The organism is Endozoicomonas sp. ALB115 (assembly GCF_049310245.1).
Classification (GTDB): Bacteria; Pseudomonadota; Gammaproteobacteria; order Pseudomonadales; family Endozoicomonadaceae; genus Endozoicomonas.
In genome coordinates, this window is record NZ_JBLYZG010000031.1 from 27040 (window position 1) to 46050 (window position 19011).

General features: G+C 48.6%; 11 protein-coding genes and 2 tRNA genes. 7 read left to right on the forward strand and 6 right to left on the reverse strand.

The features are described from left to right. Positions 1-85 precede the first annotated feature (85 nt). The 4 genes from ACO6VE_RS14405 (at position 86) to ACO6VE_RS14420 (ending at position 11035) form a co-directional block, all read left to right on the forward strand. Positions 86-2068, forward strand: a complete 1983-nt coding sequence (locus ACO6VE_RS14405) for an SPOR domain-containing protein (protein ID WP_422447807.1) — start codon at positions 86-88, stop codon at positions 2066-2068. Positions 2069-2176: 108 nt separating this feature from the next. Next, the gene (locus ACO6VE_RS14410) at positions 2177-4201 is read left to right on the forward strand and encodes an AsmA family protein (protein WP_422461936.1); all 2025 of its coding nucleotides are present in this window, start codon (positions 2177-2179) and stop codon (positions 4199-4201) included. Between the two features lie 69 nt (positions 4202-4270). Next, entirely contained in the window at positions 4271-5353 is a 1083-nt protein-coding gene (mutY, locus tag ACO6VE_RS14415) for an A/G-specific adenine glycosylase (RefSeq protein ID WP_422447811.1), read from the forward strand. A gap of 84 nt (positions 5354-5437) precedes the next feature. After that, on the forward strand, positions 5438-11035 hold the full coding sequence (locus ACO6VE_RS14420) for an autotransporter outer membrane beta-barrel domain-containing protein (RefSeq protein WP_422461938.1): 5598 nt from the start codon (positions 5438-5440) through the stop codon (positions 11033-11035). On the opposite strand, the gene ACO6VE_RS14425 is transcribed toward ACO6VE_RS14420, so the two are convergent. Beyond that, entirely contained in the window at positions 11032-12537 is a 1506-nt protein-coding gene (locus tag ACO6VE_RS14425; protein WP_422447815.1) for a hypothetical protein, read from the reverse strand. The genes ACO6VE_RS14420 and ACO6VE_RS14425 overlap by 4 nt on opposite strands. A 154-nt stretch (positions 12538-12691) precedes the next feature. Here ACO6VE_RS14425 and ACO6VE_RS14430 point away from each other — a divergent pair, with 154 nt between their 5' ends. Both ACO6VE_RS14430 and ACO6VE_RS14435 read left to right on the forward strand, forming a co-directional pair. After that, positions 12692-14170: a protein adenylyltransferase SelO gene (locus ACO6VE_RS14430; RefSeq protein WP_422447817.1), complete on the forward strand. Its 1479-nt coding sequence runs from the start codon at positions 12692-12694 to the stop codon at positions 14168-14170. A 76-nt stretch (positions 14171-14246) separates the two neighbouring features. After that, a complete protein-coding gene (locus ACO6VE_RS14435; RefSeq protein WP_422447819.1) occupies positions 14247-14519 on the forward strand; it encodes an oxidative damage protection protein in 273 nt (90 codons plus the stop codon). Between the two features lie 459 nt (positions 14520-14978). Here ACO6VE_RS14435 and ACO6VE_RS14440 read toward each other — a convergent pair. The 3 genes from ACO6VE_RS14440 to ACO6VE_RS14450 form a co-directional block, all read right to left on the reverse strand. After that, positions 14979-15054: transfer RNA gene (locus tag ACO6VE_RS14440), tRNA-Phe, on the reverse strand. A 35-nt stretch (positions 15055-15089) separates the two neighbouring features. Next, positions 15090-15165: transfer RNA gene (locus ACO6VE_RS14445), tRNA-Phe, on the reverse strand. Positions 15166-15330: 165 nt separating this feature from the next. Beyond that, positions 15331-16296, reverse strand: coding sequence for an MBL fold metallo-hydrolase (locus ACO6VE_RS14450; protein ID WP_422461940.1), 966 nt, complete (start codon positions 16294-16296; stop codon positions 15331-15333). A gap of 256 nt (positions 16297-16552) precedes the next feature. Here ACO6VE_RS14450 and ACO6VE_RS14455 point away from each other — a divergent pair, with 256 nt between their 5' ends. Continuing rightward, positions 16553-17731, forward strand: a complete 1179-nt coding sequence (locus ACO6VE_RS14455; RefSeq protein WP_422461942.1) for a serpin family protein — start codon at positions 16553-16555, stop codon at positions 17729-17731. 104 nt (positions 17732-17835) lie between these two features. Here ACO6VE_RS14455 and ACO6VE_RS14460 read toward each other — a convergent pair whose 3' ends face one another. Beyond that, positions 17836-18402 carry an ISAzo13-like element transposase-related protein gene (locus ACO6VE_RS14460; protein WP_422461977.1) on the reverse strand — a complete coding sequence of 189 codons (567 nt, stop codon included), beginning with the start codon at positions 18400-18402 and terminating at the stop codon, positions 17836-17838. Between the two features lie 58 nt (positions 18403-18460). Beyond that, positions 18461-19000: a chorismate--pyruvate lyase family protein gene (locus tag ACO6VE_RS14465; protein WP_422447825.1), complete on the reverse strand. Its 540-nt coding sequence runs from the start codon at positions 18998-19000 to the stop codon at positions 18461-18463. Between the last annotated feature and the right edge of the window lie 11 nt (positions 19001-19011).

Consider the following 19011-nt stretch of genomic DNA (forward strand, 5'->3'; position numbering starts at 1 on the left):
ATTTAATAAAAAATTAATTTTTATAAGGGTTGATTTTGTTTACTAGTCAGGTATTGTTGATTTGAACCAAGAAGGATCTGATACCATGTCCGGTCGATTGTTGTTTAAGGAAAAACAACTCAGGCTTTGTGTCGTGGCCGCTCTGACGTCAATTGCTGCACCTGTTGCAGAGAGTCTAGTATTGCCGCCAAAACCTCTGGCTTCGAATATTTCCTGGAACTGCCAGTCAGGCATTAATAATGATTGGCTATGCAACGGCATAAGCAGACAGTTTTATAAAACCGAACCTGCTCAACAGTATGCCGGATACTCCAGGCAAAAACAGTCTGATGAACAACAGCTTTATGCTGAATCCTATAATTCATTATCTATTGAAGCTCGAAACTCAGAATCACTTGTCAGTATTCTGGATGCTCCGAGAGATCATTACGTGCTTCAATGGATGGCAGCAAAAGAGCGTGAACAGCTGGAGGCGCTAAAGCAGCGCTACCCGGTATTAAAAAACGCGACCATTGCTGAATACAAAAGATCAGGCACAGTCTGGTATGTGCTTCTGGATGGCCCATATCCAAGCCATATTGCCGCCATGGCGGAACTGGATTCACCGCCCAGATCCCATATGGCCAGAGAACTTTACCCCTGGACAAGATCGCTGGCCAGTATTCATAAACTGGATATTATCAGGCCGAATTACCCGGTGGAACAGCTGGCCGACCGCTATCAGCCAGAATATCCCCCAGAGCTGTCCATGCGCGACAGCAACAATGCGCCTATTAACTACGATATTTCCTATAGTACAGAGCAAAGCCGTCAACCTTCACAATATCAACGGCAGCCCTCTTATACTCAGCAACCGGAAACATCGGTCATCCGTCGTGATAATAGCTACCCATTGGCTGAGACAGGTTATGATACTGGCCAGCCGCCTGAAATAAATACTGTGTCTTATGGCAGTGAGTTCGAGGGCCAATCCTACTCCGGCTTATCCAGTGATCAAAACTACCGGATTCTGCCAGAGCAGGCTAACCCGCAGGAAATGTATGTCAGTATCTCACCGGCCTATCGCAGTAGAATTCCTCAGCAACATACTCAGGGGAGCCGTGTCGACTACAACACGCCAAACGCGCCTGTTGCACCAGCCCCTGAATACAGACAACCCCGGAGTTATGAAGAGTCGGAACCCTCTCGTCCGGCAATGAATGTTCTGACCGCCAATCCAAAGAGTTATACGATTGAATGGATGAATGCCAGTAGAAAAGCATCACTTGAACGGGCAAGGCTTCGTTACAGCGAATTGAAAAATACCCAGATCATCCACTACCAGAGACACAGCAGGAATCGCTATGCCCTGGTCAGTATGCTGTTTGTGAATCGTTCCCAGGCTCTGGATGCTCTGCTCACGCCTTCACTGTCAAGAGTGTCGGCACGTTTCTCGCCAAAAGTCAGACAGGTCGCCTATTTGCAGTCCCTGGTCGGTTCAACCCCGCAGGCTACCCATGCGTGGGCCAGACCCGTGACAGAGCCGTCTATTGATAGACGCCAATGGATTAGTCAGGAAGACCCCGGCGACAAGACCTATATTGTCCATCGTGAAGACCTTAACCGACAGCCAGTGAAGGCAAGGTTAGTGAGTTCAAACGACGCTGGTACACCGACAATGCACAGACCAGCGGTTGTTCATACGATGCCCAACAGAGAACAACCTCTCCACCCGGGTTATCAGCCGGACAACAACTACCAACACTATGAACAGCCGGACCCTCACAATCCTGTGAATGAACTGCTGAACAGCCCTGATGACAGCTATACCATTCAGTGGTTCGCAGCCAGTAACCGGCAGACAATTGACAAGTTGAAACAGCGTTTCCCGGAGCTGGCTTCAGCAGTCACTGTTCATGTTCAGCGCAACCAGAAGGACTGGTATGTTCTGGTTCAGGGAAAATACAGAAACAGTCAGGAAGCCATCAGGGCGCTGAAGTCCCCGGCAATGAAAAACATTGCCCTGATACTTCATCCATGGACCCGTCCGGTGGAATCACTGAAAAAGCTGCAAATCGCCAGCCTCTGACGCTGTTCCCATTTCCGCAATAAGCCTGTTTTACCCTTGATGACGTTAAGTATCAGGGTAAGATAGGTGTCTTTTATTATCACTCTTCCACAGATCCTGAGGATTCCCATGAACCGCATTCTCAAGTTCATTGCCGTGCTGCTGGCGGCGGTGGTTTTGCTGGGTATTATCGGTGCAGCACTACTGCCACGCATTATCGACCCCAACCAGTATCGCGATGAAATCACCCGGCTTGTTTATGAACAGTCGGGACTGAAAGTCAGCATTAACGGGCCCATTGGCTGGTCAATCTTCCCCTGGGTTGGCCTTTCTCTTGAGGATGTATCCGTCGCAGGGGCCAATAATTCACACTTGGCGCAGCTGGGCTCCGCCGGAGTCAGTGTGAAGTTGATACCCTTAATCAGTAAACGCATTGAAATGCAGACCCTTGAGCTGACAAGGCTGGAATTAACGCTGGTCAAAAATACCAGAGGCCAGGGCAACTGGCAGGTCAGTGCGCCAACGCCCACTGAACAACCCACGCCCAGGGGACAGGAGCCATCCCCGACGCCTGAGTCAGAACCTGCCTCGCCTGTCAAACTGGATATTGCCAGTGTCAACGTCAGTGGACTGCTGATCAGCTACGAAGACCAGGTTTCCGGGCAGAAATACATTATTGACCAGGCCAGTTTAACCACTGGTGCCATCCGCAATCAGCAGCCTTTTGACTTTCAATTAACAGCTCACATCACCATTCCTGACCTGGTGGTAAATTCACTGATCAGTGGCAAGATGACGTTTAATCTGGAAGCGGGTCATTATGACATCCAGAACCTGAAAGTCAGTGCCACACCGGATGTAGAAAAAGGTGAAAGCCTGAGTATTGTGGGTAATGTTCAATATCAGCAAACACCCATGCTGGTTAAGGGCAACCTGGATGTTGCCGAGTTTAACCTTGCCAATCTGCTGAACCAGATCAAGGTGCAACTCCCTCCCATGTCAGACCCAAAAGCCTTGAACCGGCTATCCTTTGACAGTCATTTCAGCACCAATGGTGAAAGCCTGAGCGCAGATAAGCTGCAACTCCAGCTGGACAGTTTTACTCTGGATGGCAATTTCAGGATGAACAGCATTGACCGGGGCGATATGCAGTTCAGCTTTACCGGCAACGACCTTAATCTGGATAACTATCTCCCCCCAGTCACGGATAACGCAGAAGTGCCTGATGAAGAGCAACCCGCTCAATCGGGCTCAGAGCCACCCGCATCCGGTAAAGAGCATCCTCTGATTCCGGAAGCCATGCTGCGCGGCCTTAACCTTGACGGGTCAATGAAGCTGGCCTCTCTCACCGTGGCCAAATTCATTTTTGAACAGCCGTCTGTTTCGATAAAAGCAGCCCGGGGTAAGCAGGAAGTAACCATTGGTTCCCGCTTTTATCAGGGCACTATTGATATGACGTCTAACCTGGATGTGCGTCGGTCAGGCAAGCCAAAAATGGCAGCATCGGCAGAGCTGAAAAATATCAGCCTTGAAGCGTTATCAACCGCTATTCCTGATCTTGCCTCACTGAAAGGCGATGTGAATGCGGGTATGAAGGTCCATACACAGGGTCAATACGCCAGTGTTCTCACCAAAAACCTGAATGGCAACATTGAATTCAAGATTGATAAAGGCGCATTCACTGATGCCAACTTTGACAAACTGGTCTGTGAAGGCGTTGCCAAAGTGCGTAAGAAAGAGCTGAGAGCGACGGATTGGGGCACATCTACCGAGTTTACCGACCTGAGCGGCAGTTTCGTCATCAAAAACGGTGTTGCTAAAAACGACAACCTGATTGCAGCGCTCGCTTATATGAACCTGAAAGGTGATGGCCAGGTAAATCTTGTGGATCGACAGCTGGATTATCGTATGGGTCTCAACATTCGTGGCGAAGAAGCACCAGACAGTGATCCTGCCTGTCAGATCAACAAGGATTACGTCAATGTCACCTGGCCTGTCCGTTGCCACGGTGATCTTGGTGCCCTGAAATGTGGCGCAGATTTCAGACGACTGACTGAAACCATTGCCGAAATCGCTGAAAACCGCCTTAAGCAGAAGATAGAAGACAAGGTGCAGGGACCTGTTAAAGATCTGCTCCAGGGCTTCTTCAAATAAAATTTCTGCCCATAACGACTATACTGCGATCGGCCAACAGGCTGATCGCAAACCTGTTTTTGTAATTTAATGACTCAAAAAGCCCCATATAAAGACCATACTTTCAGCCAGAGACTTCTGGACTGGTTCGATGTACATGGCCGTAAGCATCTGCCGTGGCAGCAAAATAAAACGCCTTATCGTGTCTGGATCAGCGAGATCATGCTGCAGCAGACGCAGGTAACCACCGTCATCCCCTACTACCAGAAGTTTATGGCGCGATTTCCAGAAGTGACTGACCTTGCAGCAGCCAGTGAAGATGAAGTACTCCATTTCTGGAGTGGGCTCGGTTACTACAGTCGCGCAAGAAACCTGCATAAAGCCGCAAAAAAAGTGGTGAGTGACTTCGCAGGGGCATTTCCCCACTCAGTTGAACAGCTTATGGAACTTCCGGGCATTGGCCGATCCACTGCTGGTGCCATTGCCTCCATTAGCATGGGGATCCGGGCTCCCATCATGGATGGCAATGTAAAAAGAGTGCTTACCCGCTACTTTGCCATCTCCGGCTGGCCCGGGCAGACACGTGTCGCCAATGCGCTATGGGAGATTGCTGAACAGCTGACACCTGAGTGTCGCACAGGTGATTACACTCAGGTGATGATGGACCTGGGGGCAACGGTTTGCACAAGAAGTAAACCCGCCTGCCAGGTTTGTCCACTGGAAGCCGATTGTATAGCGCACAAAACAGGCCAGCAGAGGCTGTTTCCGGAATCAAAGCCAAAACGGGAGAAACCGGAAAAGTCGGTTATTATGCTGATGGTAGTGAATCAGTACGGTGAAGTTCTGCTTGAAAAACGACCACCGTCTGGCATTTGGGGAGGACTCTGGAGCTTTCCCGAGATTTCAGCTCCTGATCAGATTATCGAGCAGGCACTTGAGAAGACAGGCCTGTTACTGACAGACTTCGACACATGGCCGTCTTTTCGTCATACCTTCAGCCACTACCATCTGGACATTACCCCGGCACTGAGTCTTGTTGAATATCCGGGGCAAACCAATACGGTAATAAAAGACCATGACAATTATTATTGGTTTGCCCTGGATCAATCGCCTGAATTGGGGTTGGCAGCACCGGTAAAGAAACTTTTACAAAAAGTAGAGAATGCACTGTAAGAAATTACCCTGAGGTTATTTTTATACATTATGTATAGAAGTTTCAGCTCTATGGTTTAACCCATTGGTTGAGGAACCTGAAGAATGATTGGTTGCAAATGTGAGACATTCCATAAAAAAATATTGGTAATTGCCATTTCTGCAATAGTCTCAACATCAAGCCAAAGTGATCACGCTGGAGTTGAAACTGAAAATGCCGGTAATTTATCCAATGACCAGCAAGAAACTCAGGAAAACTCCCCACCGGGTTCCGATGCGAACAATATAAACCCCGGCACTATCTACATCGCCACCATGGGGATGACAGGAATGGAGGCTGAGGGTGAAAAAATCCTGAACCACGGCAATATTGAAATCAATGTACCAGGAACAGGTATGAGGGCCACAGCCAGCCCTGAAGATACAAGCCATCAAACGACAGCCACCAATCACGGCACCATTTTGCTAAACCACCCCGAAAGCACAGGAATGGTCAGTAATGGACAGAACATTGTCTGGTCCGGTATCGGCAAAGAGTGGGATGAACACAGTAATGACTACAAAGCAGGTGCCATAAATTATCCCCATGGCTCTATTAAGGGTCAGGGAACCGGACTGCTGTCTTATAACAATGGCCTGATCAAAAATCACGGCAGTATCCAGATATCGGGTTCGCACTCAACCGGGGCCAGGGCACAATCCATTGACCCGGATAATCCAAATGTCGGTTTCGGACTTATTGCCAACACCGGCACCATAACTGCTACGGATGGTGCCAGCGGCATTCACCTGCACAAAGGCGGGCTTAAGAATTCGGGAACAGTGATCAGTGATGATGCCGCTATCCGGGGAACAGGGCCCTTTAATATCGCCATCTTCACGCCCGGTAGCTATATCAGGGGACAGCGTGCTGCCGTGCTGCTTGAAGGCTCCGGTAATGACCTGAACCTGATTGAACTTCGTGGCGGCACACTACAGGGAAATCTGCTCGGCAACAGCCCGATGGATATTCTGCGTATCAACCCGGCAGACAACATGACTGAAGACATTAACCAGAAGATTTCAGTCAATGGTGAAGTCAGGGACTTTGAATTCATTTATATAACCGGTGACCGGTGGACTGCATCCCGGCCAATTATAAACCCAAAATCACTGATTGCTGCCGGCACTGTGAATGTCACCTTAAGTCCTGTCAGTGAGGATCAGGCGCAAACCCTGCAGCTCAGTTTTACGGATTCGTTTCCATCAGAAAATGGCGTTGATATCGAGGTCAGCGAATCTGGAATAGCCCATATTGATTTATCGGACACCAATAACCGTCCTGCCGCCAGAATATCCCTGGTGGGAGGTAATATCAGCCAGATGACAGGCCATCTGCAAGGCCGTGATGAGCTATCTCTGGCAAGCGGAATCATCAATATCATTGAGGATGTAAATCGAATCAGAGCACAAACCGATGGTGACTGGCAGGTAAAAACGCCGGTCCGTGGCGTAAAACATCTGGTCACTGAATTCGCTGGTGATAAAGAGACACCCACTTTTGAACAGACGTCAATTGTCCTCGGGAACCCAGCACAGTCATTACAAGACAACCGACTGACAGAAAAAGCCAATACACTGGTGGTTGCAACGCCTTCAGAGTCTGACATCAGCTCGGGTCAACCGATCCCGGAATTCGATGGATCAGCGGGTAAAGCAGAAGTCACCATCGCCAACGGGGCGCGTTTTGGCCAACTGATTGCTCCGGAGAAACTGATCGTAAAGGCCTCCGCTGACCAGCCTTTTCACGCTTACGGACCTGTTCGTAATGCCAGACATATTGAAGTTTCAACCTCTGCGCTGGTACAAGGGGTTACACTGGGAGCCTCTCCGGCACATACCGATAGCAGCCTGGGGCTGCTTTTCAGTGACAGCGCATCCGGTGATGCCATCAGGATCACCAATTACGGCACTGTTAATGAGATTGATGCGTCCAACGGCCATCAACGTCCAGACCTTCACTATGTCCACGACAGTGACACGCTGGTAAACCTGCGGGGCAACAACACCAGAAACGACCAACTAACCGTTAAGGGCGGTTCTGCAGAAACCGTACAAGCCGTTTCAAGCTCAGCGCTACAACATGGTTTTGCTACCCTGAATCTTCATGGCGTGGCAGCACCGGTGGAGCTTCCCGCTGATCTTGAGTCATTGACACTCACCAGCACCCTGCCTATTGGGCATATTTATGCGGTCAGTGCTGATCACCTGGAGAAAGAAAGAGCAGACAAGGCCCAGGATATACCTAATCCGACGTTTATGCCGTTTTCAGTCGGGAAGTATGAAAGTACAACATTAAAAACTGACCTCATGACACCGGGTCTAAATTTCAACATTAAAGCACGTCCCAACATGCGTTTTGAGATTCTTAATGGTGAAATAGGTACTCTGACAGGTAACCCGGAAAAAGACGATCAGCTGGTTATTCACGGAGGCCACATTCAGGGTGATACTGACAGCTTCCGGTCCGTTACCGTTGCCAGTAATGACTGGGGTTCCCATGGAACGCTCAATAACACCAGAGAAGTGCTGGTTGATAAGCATGGCATTCTGACATTACTGCGGGTTTATGGACCACAGGAGATCCCTCACCGTACAGAGAATGATCTGACCCTTCAGATAAAAACAGCTGCCGGACAGCGGTTGCCTGTTACGGTAACAGAGGGTGGAGCACTTGGCCTGCTGGAAGTATATGACCAGGCCAGTCTTGGTGATCTATCGTTGCAGGGTGGCGTGGTAAGCATCATGCCCGGTGACCACAAGACGCTGGAGCTGGGAAAAATTACTAATGCCGACGGTGTTTATTCTCCGGAAACCGGGCTTGGCAATGTACTGGTTGGTGGTAACCCGCAACAAAGCCCCTTTGGGAACAACCTGGTACTCAGTACTCCAAGACCCGTCAGTGTCTTCAGCAAAAAAATTGATAGCCTGCAGCTAACTCAAGGAGCAAAGCTTAAAGGTGAGATTCCGGCGGTAGAGCGACTGTTTATCACAACCCCGGATTTTGTATCTGAAGGCCGGATCAGTGCTATTGAACTGGTCGCTGATGCACCTGTTGCTGAAGTCAATGTTGCTGACAGCTCCAAGCCCGCAGCCGATGTGCCGGATACCCCTGCCAGGCTGAATATACAGACATCACCAGAGCGTCCTTTGACGATAAAAAGCAACCAGCCGACTCCGCAGATACAGCGGCTCAATCTCAATGACGGAGCCAATATTGGTGCTGTTGATTCTGTGAAAAATATCTGGATTCATAGCTCAGGCTGGAACAGCCAGGGGCTGGTGAATAATCCCGAAACACTCACTATTGCCCCTGATGGGGCAGCAGATCTTATTGTTGCTGATGGAACGCAGACCAGTGAGCAGGATTTCGCTCAAAAACAGTCGATGCATCTTTCTTTTTCCGGTGATGCCCCCTATGACTGGAATAAGGCATTTGTCGTCACCAATCTCGGTGAGGCTGGCATCAATGAATTACCTGATCACCGGGGAGAGCTGAAAGTACTGGATTTCTCGGCGGATACCCAGCGCCCTCCCCTGTACTTTATGCAACATGGCGGCAATACCGATCGGGTCATCGGCCGACAGGACAAAAACGACACTCTGGCCCTGGTGAATGGCCCACTGAAAACAGCCTCAGGATTTGCCAATATCGATATCTTTGGCGCTGACTGGCACAGCATTCAGTTAACAAATCCTGAAAATATCAACATCCACGAAGCAGCCAGTGCAGCCAATATTCTTGTTTCTGATCAGATGCCAGAGGGCAAAGGAGTACTGGCAACCCACTTTACAGAAGACTGTGGCAGGGTATACGTACATTCCAGAGGAACGCTGGATGAGGTCAACCTGTCACCATTACAGACCCGCCCATCATTCAGCATAGAGCAAACCGGTGGCAAGATTGGTTCACTTAAAGGAGCCAACGGTAAGGATGATCGATTCATTGCCAATAATACGACAGTAGAAGAACAGATATCCGATATTGATTTCATTACCTTTAACGGTATCAACCACTATAAAGGTAACCTGCTTCGGTCCAATGGGCTCATTGATGTGAATGGCCATCTCCATTTTTTGGCAGATAGAATGGCTATCGTTTCCGGCTCGTCAGACAGTCGTCGTGCAGAGGTGCCTGAATCATCACCTGCATTGCATATTCGTCAGGGAGCCGTCGTTACCATTCCATCTGAACTTAATATCGACGGTAACTATCAACAGGATGGTCGCCTGGTGCTGACAGAACAAAGTCCGGACGCGGCAGGGTTTGAGCCGTTAACCGATGGTACGATACCGCAAGCCCCGGTGGTGGCAGCCAAAAATATCCACGTGGGTCCTGCTGCTGATTTTGTGTTTGACAGCGTTATCATTCAAGATCCGGCCATTGGCAAACAATATCTGTTGATGGAAGCAGAGGATTCCAACATTAACCAGCCGGTTAATGTGGATGCTGACAATGAGCTCTATATCCACTATGACGCGATCATTGATCCGGATAACGCAAAAAGAATGCTGCTGATCAGCACGGATCAGGCTGACCATCGGGTATCTCAGGTTCCGGGGCGGTTTCGATCCATGATGCTGGCAGCCACAAAACCTTCCGAAAAAGAAGAACACGACAGTGAAAGTGCCAAATTAACCCGGCATGTTGTAAAAAATGTAAAGCCCGGCAAAGACATGAAAAAAGCCGCAGAGCTTGCCCCTGCCATGTCGCCTCATGCGGTGCACAATGCCAACCTTGCACTGAAAACGGCGGGCAAAACCCTTAACGACAGAATGTCTGGCAAACGAACCGGCATCAACACCGGAGATATCTTCTCTTCTGGCGCGGCCTGGATTCAATACGACTACAGCAAGGCAACACAGGATATCAACGACCATGTACCGGGTTATCATGCCAGAATCACTGGCTTCTCCATGGGGGCAGATAGCCCTCTGGAAAGGGATCAGAATATAGAAGCAGGCATTGCCTACACCTATGCAAAAGGAAACGTAGCAGGGAAAGATGGCTCAAGAAACAAAATTGACACGGATACTCATATTGTCAGCCTTTACTCCTCGTACCTGGAAAATGATTTTTTCTTTGATGGCCGGATGAGTTATTCCTCTGGCAAGAATAAAGGACGCCGCTACGTTGATGGTCACCTGAACGATGCAAAATATGATTCCCGGAGCTGGGGGGTCGGCATGATTGCGGGCCACACTTACTCCCTGGGAGATGAGTGGAGCTGGCAGCCTCAGGTAGCCTTTAATTATTTCACCATCCAAACTGACGATTATACCGAGTCCGCCAGAGATCCTGCCCAGACACACTTATCATACGATCAGGTCAAAAATGGCAAATATGACATCATGGAACTGGGTGCTGGCCTGAAGTTGATGGGAGAAATGAATACCCGGGCAATGGTCATCAAACCAGAGCTTGGGCTGATGGGCTTTCACGATTTCAAAAAAGATCCGATTGCTATTACTGCTCACTTTGCCGCAGGGGGTGAACACTTCCGTATCAATGGTGCCGACAGAGATAACAACCGCTATCAATTTGATGCCAGCATGAGTGTGGAAATTCAAAGCAATACCACCATTACCTTCCGTTACTCCCACCATTGGGCAGATAACTTCAAAGTTGATGGGTGTATTGCCAGGGTTCGCTATAGCTTCTAAAAGCCTTTTCCTTCAGACTCCAGCCGACCTTTCGTTTTCAACATTCTGTCCCGCATGAAGCATAGTCCAGCATCAGAGCCTCTAAAGAAAGCATCAATCTTGCCATTGGCACCTCCTTTACGGCTCGTTACATGATGAATCGCTGCTTCGGCGGATGCAAAACTCTCTAGCCCCGGCCCCTTGCCTGAATCGTAAAAGTCTGGACTACCTTCGAAATTGTGAGGATCGTAGACCGTGTATTCGAACGTACCGTCTCTTTTTTTGTTTCGATAGATACCAAAAGAGTATAAAGGCTGGCAAATCATGGCTGTTGATGAGTAATCCCAGTTTGTGGTTTCCAATATATCCTGACGCGTGCATGTTTTGATACCAAGACCTTCTCTTTCGTCTGGCGAGATTCGACCCTCACCTTCAGACCCCTCTTCCACCAGTAAATTCGAGTAGCCTGATGATGAGGCGATGCCGGTTAAAAGCAGGTGCATTACACATATTGTCATAGGGTAATGGCCATTAGACAAACTACGTCTCAACTCTTGAGCATCACCTCTGGCGCTGATTATTTCTTCTAAATAAGCAACCAGGACCTGAAAAGAAAACTTATAACCTGTTGCCTGGAAAAGCTGCATTCTCAGTACGTCAAAACCGCAACTCCACATACTGCCAACATTATTACTGTCATATTCGCCAATACCAAACCTGGTCTGGGCATAGGGATAGTAATCTTTGCCATCTTGATCTTTAGCCTGGAGATTTTTTAAATAAAGGCCTGCCCTGGTTGAGCTTAACTTTGAATATCCGGGGAAACCGCACCCTCCGGCTGTTGATCCGTCTGCAACTTCACAGAACGAACCAATACGCACCAGCTTGTGCTGCCCAGTCCTTTTATCCATCACATGAAGCACTTCTTCAATCGATTCCCCTCTATGGTCTGGGTGAGTGATAGTTACCAGGAATTTCGATATAGCGTAATGATCTTTATTATTAAATGCGATGTCATCTACAGCATCTTTAGCCACCTGTTTGCAGGTTAACCTGGCGTTTGCAACCCACGAATCACCAGCGGCCATCCTCATCTCTTTATAAGCGTCCCTTACATCTGCTGTTGTCCGGAATCCGTCTATAAATCGAACCCGGTCTGTATCCGTTTCTTTTAAAGAGAATGAGAATAGCGAATTCGCCGGTGGTTGGGGCAATGAGGGAGAACTGCCTGCTGTTGCTGATGACGGAGGAGGACTGCCAGCTGTTGATGGTTGTTGTGAAGTATCCGTTGCATGGGTTATCTTGTATTCAGCCAATGCCCGTGTGACGGGCTTTGCAAACCAGGCGTCAGGATGACGCTTCATCACAGCCTCGGCTTCAATTAATGAGACGGTATATTTGGTAAATATCGCTTTCACCACCACCGCGATGGCTTTCACCGCACGAGCAAGGATGAAACTGTCATCATGCTTGTTCCAACAGTAAGACATGGCGTTCAAAGCGCCCAATTCAACTGAACTCATATACCTCTCTCCTTTTATTATTCTGAACAACTTGTATTCTCAGACAGAAAATCTGGCTATAAGTTCAAAAACTGGCCATTTATATGAATGAATGTGTAGCGCACAGATACAGAGTAAACTGATTCTCTGTGAATCACCCGGGAGCACCACAGGGATGAATAACCTTGATGGCGGACACTTCAACAACACCTTCTCACGCCTGCCTGAATGCTTTTATACAAGGCTGGGCCCAACTCCCCTGGAGAACCCGAGACTAGTGACCTACAGCCCATCAGCCGGCCAGCAGCTGAACCTTGAAGACACCCGAAAAACCCGGGAAAAACTGACATTAATCGGTTCCGGAAACCGTGCATGGCCCGGTTCAGAACCACTGGCCATGGTGTATTCCGGCCATCAGTTTGGTGCCTATAATCCCCAGCTGGGTGATGGCAGAGGGTTGTTATTGGGAGAGCTGGTCAATACCCGGGGAGAAAAGTGGGACCTGCATCTTAAAGGGGCCGGGCCAACCCCTTACTCCCGATTTGGTGATGGCAGAGCCGTCCTGCGCTCCTGCATCCGGGAATATCTCGCCTCAGAAGCGCTCCACCATCTGGGCATTCCGACGACCCGCGCTTTGTGCGTGGTGACCAGTGATACGCCGGTTTACCGGGAAACCAGGGAAGCGGGTTCAACATTACTCAGACTGGCCAGAAGCCATATCCGCTTTGGCCACTTTGAATATTTTTTTTACAACAAACGATATGAAGCCTTAAAAGAGCTGGCTGATTACACCATTGAACACCACTTTCATGATCTTGAAGGAATGAAAGCAGTGGCGGGCAGTGACAAAGGCTATCAGCTGTTTTATGCAGAAGTCGTTCATCGTACCGCAACCTTAATTGCCCGGTGGCAGGCTGCAGGTTTTGCCCACGGCGTTATGAATACCGACAATATGAGCATTATCGGGGATACGTTTGATTATGGCCCCTATGGTTTTATGGACGATTTTAACTGGCACTACATCTGCAACCACTCTGACCACTCCGGTCGCTATGCCTTCAGCCAACAACCCGACATTGGCTACTGGAACTGTGGCAGGCTGGGCCAGGCACTGGTTCCCCTGTTTGATGATGTTGAGTTAATCCAGAAAGCGCTGGATCAATACCCACAAATCTACACCCAAACCTATACCCGCCTGATGCTCGATAAACTGGGGCTGGTGGCAGAAGAGGAGGAAGACGCAGAACTGGTTCGCGATCTCCTTCAGCTATTGCATGACAGTCACTGTGATTACACATTATTCTTCCGAACCCTCAGCAGCTTTCCTTCAGAACAAGCCGTTAACCAGCTGGAGCCGTTAGTTAACCACCCATCACTCGCCCCCTGGCTGGATAGCTATAAGAAAAGGCTCAAGAGAAACCCTCTGGATGACCAGAACCGCCAGAAACGAATGAAACAGGTGAACCCGAAATACATTCTCAGAAACTATCTGGCACAACAGGCGATCGAAAAGGCAGAGAAAGGGGACTACCAGGAAATTGAAAACCTGATGAACGTACTGGTTTCGCCCTACGATGAGCACCCTGATTTTGAGCACTATGCAGGTCAACCGCCTGAATGGGGCAAAAAACTGGAAGTCAGCTGCTCTTCCTGAAGGGAATGAATGTTTATCAGGTAGCTTTCCCGTTAAGATACCCTCAATCCACAGTAACTGAAGCAGTGAGATAACAATGGCCAGAATGATTCAATGCGTCAAACTGAAAAAAGAAGCGGAAGGCCTCATTGTTCCGCCATTACCCGGTCCAAAGGGTCAGTGGATCTTTGAGCATGTTTCCCAGGAAGCCTGGACTGAATGGCAGGCCCATCAGACCCGCCTGATCAATGAAAAGCACCTTAACCTGTTGGCACCTGAAGCCCGGCAGTATCTCATGGAACAAATGGATAAATATTTCTCTGGCGAAGATATTGATGCCGCTGAAGGCTATGTGCCGGAAGATAACTAACTCCCGGCTGGCTATTCTTAGCCAACCTCAGGGGCTGGCATGCCTTAACAGCTGATGGGAAAATCTTTGATCATGTTTATTGTTCAGATAACTCTAGTACATGGTTTCAATGAGTTTGACGGGTTGTCGTGCCTCCGCACTCCGTTCGCCCTGAGGCTGTCGAAGGACCCATAGGGCCTACAGGCGGAAACTCCGGACTCTGATAGAACGTGCCAAGCACCCTTCGACTCCGCTCAGGGTGAACGGAGATCGTACACGTCAAACTCATTGAAACCATGTACTAGACATAACGCGCATATAGAAGACGATAGATGCTTATCAATCGTTGCTTATTTGTTGAGCTGCACAGTGCAACCATTGTGCCTGACACAGCAAAACCTGTCGTCAGGTTTGGCTGTACTTGTTTTTTTGAACTCCAATAACAAAAAAGCCTTGAGCAAGGGCTCAAGGCTTTTTATATGGTGCCTAGGGGCGGAATCGAACCACCGACACGCGGATTTTCAATCCGCTGCTCTACCAACTGAGCTACCCAGGCTAAATTTTGGCACATATATTTTTATCATTTAAGTGTGGTGCCTAGGGGCGGAATCGAACCACCGACACGCGGATTTTCAATCCGCTGCTCTACCAACTGAGCTACCCAGGCGCTGTTCAAACAACGAAAACGATGTGCGAGGCGTATTAAACGGATTTCACCCTGGAGAGTCAAGTCATATATAAATTTTTATGGTCAGTCGGTGAGTATGCAAGCCGGGGATCATCAACCCGTCGTTTATTAACCGTGTACATTTCTCTATTGATACCAACTTTACTATACGCCATGCAGTTGATCCCAAACTTCCTGGTCTCGCTCGGCAGTCCAGATTCTCGGCCAGTCGATACCAGCAAACTCATCCCAGAGGCGCTGAACATCAAATGGCAAACAGTGCTCAAAAATGGGCCAGCTACCATACCGGGGGGCCAGGCTTTTATGGGATGCGGCAAAGGCTTCGGTTAACGTTCCCCCGTTTTTATAAACGGTCCCTACCTGATCAATCAGGGTCTTGAGGAAAGTGCGACTTTGCTCGATAGCGGCATCTACATGATCCCGACCATGCACAACTGCACCCCGGCCACCAACCAACGTTTCAGCACCGTAAGCCTTTATCTTGTCCAACGTGGTGGTGGACCAGTCGAAATGGAAAGCATCACCGGTGTAAAGTGCAGCCCGGGCCTCAACAAGATCTCCCGCAAACAGAATGTTATGCCGGGGCAGCCAGGCACAGATATCCCCGGCGGTATGACCCCGTCCACAGTATTCCAGCACCAGGCTTCCCCGAAGCCCACCCAGCGGGATTTCTAATCGATCATTAAACACAATATCAGGATGGGTCAGCCCCTGGATTCCTTCGGGCTCCCGGAACAACCTGGGCATTCGACGAAACTCACTGCCCCAGTCCTCCATACCACGCTCTTCAATCAGGAACCGGGTGTTCTCATGGGCAATAATCGATTCGGCTGAGAAGGCGGCGGCACCGAGTACGCGCACTGCATGGTAGTGGGACAAAACCAGATACTTAACAGGCTTTGTTGTATGCCTTCTGAGTTCCCGTAACCAGTCGGACGCCGCCGTTGGTGTTGCCCGAGCCTCAAAAGCAATAAGGAAGTCTTCTGCCTCAATGGCCCCGACATTGGGATCCCCCTCAGCGGTAAAGGCATAAACACCTTCTGCCAGCACTTCAAGCGTCTCTTTTTTGGGTTCCAGATCTCTTGATGATGCAAACGCTTTATTAGCCATCCTGTTAAGCCTTCGATTTCAGAAAAGAATTTTTTCCTGAAAGAAAATTAAGTAAATCATTTGGAGATCACTATAGCCAAATAAAATCAACAACAACCATCTATCTGGCAAAAATAACAATGACATTTAATTTTCAAACAATTATTTACAGAATAAAAATACCTCCTATCATTTAACCGGTCAGAACTTGCCATGTTTGATTATAAATAATGTGCTGGTTCAGATAAAAATATTACGATTGGAGGCTTGAATATATATGAATAATTTACCCTCTAGTGACTACCCCAGAGCTCCATCCAATACGTTCTGGGACAACAGTGATTTACCCCTCCCGCAATCCTCAACACAGTCGGCTGATTCCCCAGATTCTGGTACATCAGTAACAAACAATGTCCAACCCTATTTGAAGGGGCTTGTCGATGACGTACAGGAATTTGTTAGAGAATTAACATTATTCGAACGATCAATTAACATTGTTACCTCACCTGCTCTGGTCACAACATCAGAGGCGATCACTACCAATTTAAAATATATGGCGGACTCTATAGGGGATACTGGTGAGCCTTATCAAGTAGGGGATATTGGTGAGCTTCATCAAGCTCGACCATTGATCAAAAGCACCGAAGAAGGCATACATGTCTTTTCAAAAAGACCAAAGATTGATGGAATTCTGAGACAATCCCAGATTCCTCATACAACCAGTGAAGCTTTTTTTCACAAGGGACCTGAACAGGCCACGGCAGAGCTCAATGAGCAAATAACAAAAGACACCCAGGGCCTGATTACTGATTTTCTGCAAGCAAAAGACCTGGATAATCCAGACCTGGCGTTTCAACTGGTCACCTGGTTATTGCAACAGGTCTCATGGCAGTTTCCTTTTAGAGTGATGAATGAAAATGAGAGTTCAGAAATGACATGGGAAAATGCAACCCACTCAGAAATACAGTGGATGGAAAGTGGAAGTGTACAACCCATTAAGCACATAAAAAATAAAGACTATGACTTTGTCGCTGTTCCTGTTATGGAATCGGGCATGAAAGCGGTGTTTGTTTTACCGCCAGAAGGGGAAACGAATCCCGGTAGTGAAGATCTCAACCAGGTTTTGTCAAGTGGCCTCACCACTATCCTGGGCAAATCCGGAAGTAAACACGCGGTGCTAACGCTGCCCAAGTTCAAGTTCAATTATCAATTTACAAAAATATGTGAAGAGGCTGAAGCCAAGGGTAAACATATAGCAGCATTGGACGTTGATGAAAATGGAGCGGCGGTAGCTGCTGCGTCATCTATACTCTCATACGATTTACATATACCTCCTGAAAAACTTCTTCGCTTTAAATTTGACCATCCATTCTACCTGGCAATAATTAACCATAAAAATTCCAACGACCCAAGGGTTATTGGCATGGCCCAGATTAATCATCCCGGAAAGAGCTGATTAACCTTTTTTACTTCTTGCTGCCACGTTCCCAACAGGCAGTAAGAAGTAAGATAATCAGCAAAGCGCTTATTAAGGAATAGTCCCGAAATAACTTCCTCATTTCACCCAGCTTCAGGGATAGCTCTATAGTTCCATTTTGGGAGAATTTTATCGAACTGAATGGTCATTTTCTCCTTGAAATCAGCCGCATACTTCCGGCCAGCCTCAAAGACCTTGTCGATGATTCTGGTAGTTACGGCAAGTCCTGTTGTCTCTGTTTTACTCATGTAGTATGCCGCTGTTTCAATGCTTTCCAGCGATACGCCCTGACAGGCGCGTGTCACGTGTGGGAACAAGCGGTGTTCAACGGGGTTGTATTTAGAGCAGTATGGTGGATAGTGCGCTATCCGGATCTCCACACCCAGACGATTCGCCAGCGCCTGCAGATCTTCCTTGAAAATATATGCCGACGCACTGTTACTGCCACCACCGTCACACAACATGAGCAATTCATTCTGACCCGGATAGTCCCTTTGCCCCTCTTCATTCCACCACAGTTCAACGCTTTCGCAGGCAAACTCAGAAGTTCGGCATGCTGTCCCATGGTTCGCTTTTTCTGTGGTTTCCGACGCCGGTAACCATTCTTGTGCAGTAAGCGGGAAACGATATTTTTGCTGGCAGTAAAAAATTTACTGGCATACTGCAATGCCGCTTCACATGCTACCAGGAGGTAACCAGGCGCTATTCTCAGACAGCCCCTCTGCTCTCACGCTCAGGCAAAAAAACCTCACAAACAGAAATAGGCTTATCCCGCAAAAAAAACAGGGATCGTCTGGCCCAGGCGATTTCTGCCGTAAATTCCACATCAAGGTGTGCGTTAAATTCACTGGCTTTGATATCGGCAACTTCAATCGGTCCACGGCGCAGGCCGGGCTGACTGAAAATATATTCACCTAATGGCCTGTCCTCCAGTTCCAGAAGTACTCTATTCTCACCGGACAGACTGGACTCCGGTAACACACTGCGGGCAAAAACCACCGGTTGACCTGAGCCAAACAGCAGGACTTCTCTTATGCTGGCACGCTGATCATCGCAATGAAGAAAGGCTTTCTCTGATGCATCCGGCTCCTGCCAATCATGGGAAATGACCCGGACAAAAAAATCGTTGTTGTGTGCTTGTTTCAGCCGTCGGGTCAACGAATGTTGATCCAGTATCATCTCACGCAGTGCGCTGGGTATCGCTTTGGCATCCCGGGCGGGTTGCCAGTTCATGTCAGCAAAGGGCATCGGCAGTACAT

What these genes read in the sequence shown, in the direction of transcription:
- ACO6VE_RS14405 (WP_422447807.1), top strand. Translation starts at nt 86, where the DNA reads ATGTCCGGTCGATTGTTGTTTAAGGAAAAACAACTCAGGCTTTGTGTC.
- ACO6VE_RS14410 (WP_422461936.1), top strand. Translation starts at nt 2,177, where the DNA reads ATGAACCGCATTCTCAAGTTCATTGCCGTGCTGCTGGCGGCGGTGGTT.
- mutY (WP_422447811.1), top strand. Translation starts at nt 4,271, where the DNA reads ATGACTCAAAAAGCCCCATATAAAGACCATACTTTCAGCCAGAGACTT.
- ACO6VE_RS14420 (WP_422461938.1), top strand. Translation starts at nt 5,438, where the DNA reads ATGATTGGTTGCAAATGTGAGACATTCCATAAAAAAATATTGGTAATT.
- ACO6VE_RS14425 (WP_422447815.1), bottom strand. Translation starts at nt 12,537, where the DNA reads ATGAGTTCAGTTGAATTGGGCGCTTTGAACGCCATGTCTTACTGTTGG.
- ACO6VE_RS14430 (WP_422447817.1), top strand. Translation starts at nt 12,692, where the DNA reads ATGAATAACCTTGATGGCGGACACTTCAACAACACCTTCTCACGCCTG.
- ACO6VE_RS14435 (WP_422447819.1), top strand. Translation starts at nt 14,247, where the DNA reads ATGGCCAGAATGATTCAATGCGTCAAACTGAAAAAAGAAGCGGAAGGC.
- ACO6VE_RS14450 (WP_422461940.1), bottom strand. Translation starts at nt 16,296, where the DNA reads ATGGCTAATAAAGCGTTTGCATCATCAAGAGATCTGGAACCCAAAAAA.
- ACO6VE_RS14455 (WP_422461942.1), top strand. Translation starts at nt 16,553, where the DNA reads ATGAATAATTTACCCTCTAGTGACTACCCCAGAGCTCCATCCAATACG.
- ACO6VE_RS14465 (WP_422447825.1), bottom strand. Translation starts at nt 19,000, where the DNA reads ATGCCCTTTGCTGACATGAACTGGCAACCCGCCCGGGATGCCAAAGCG.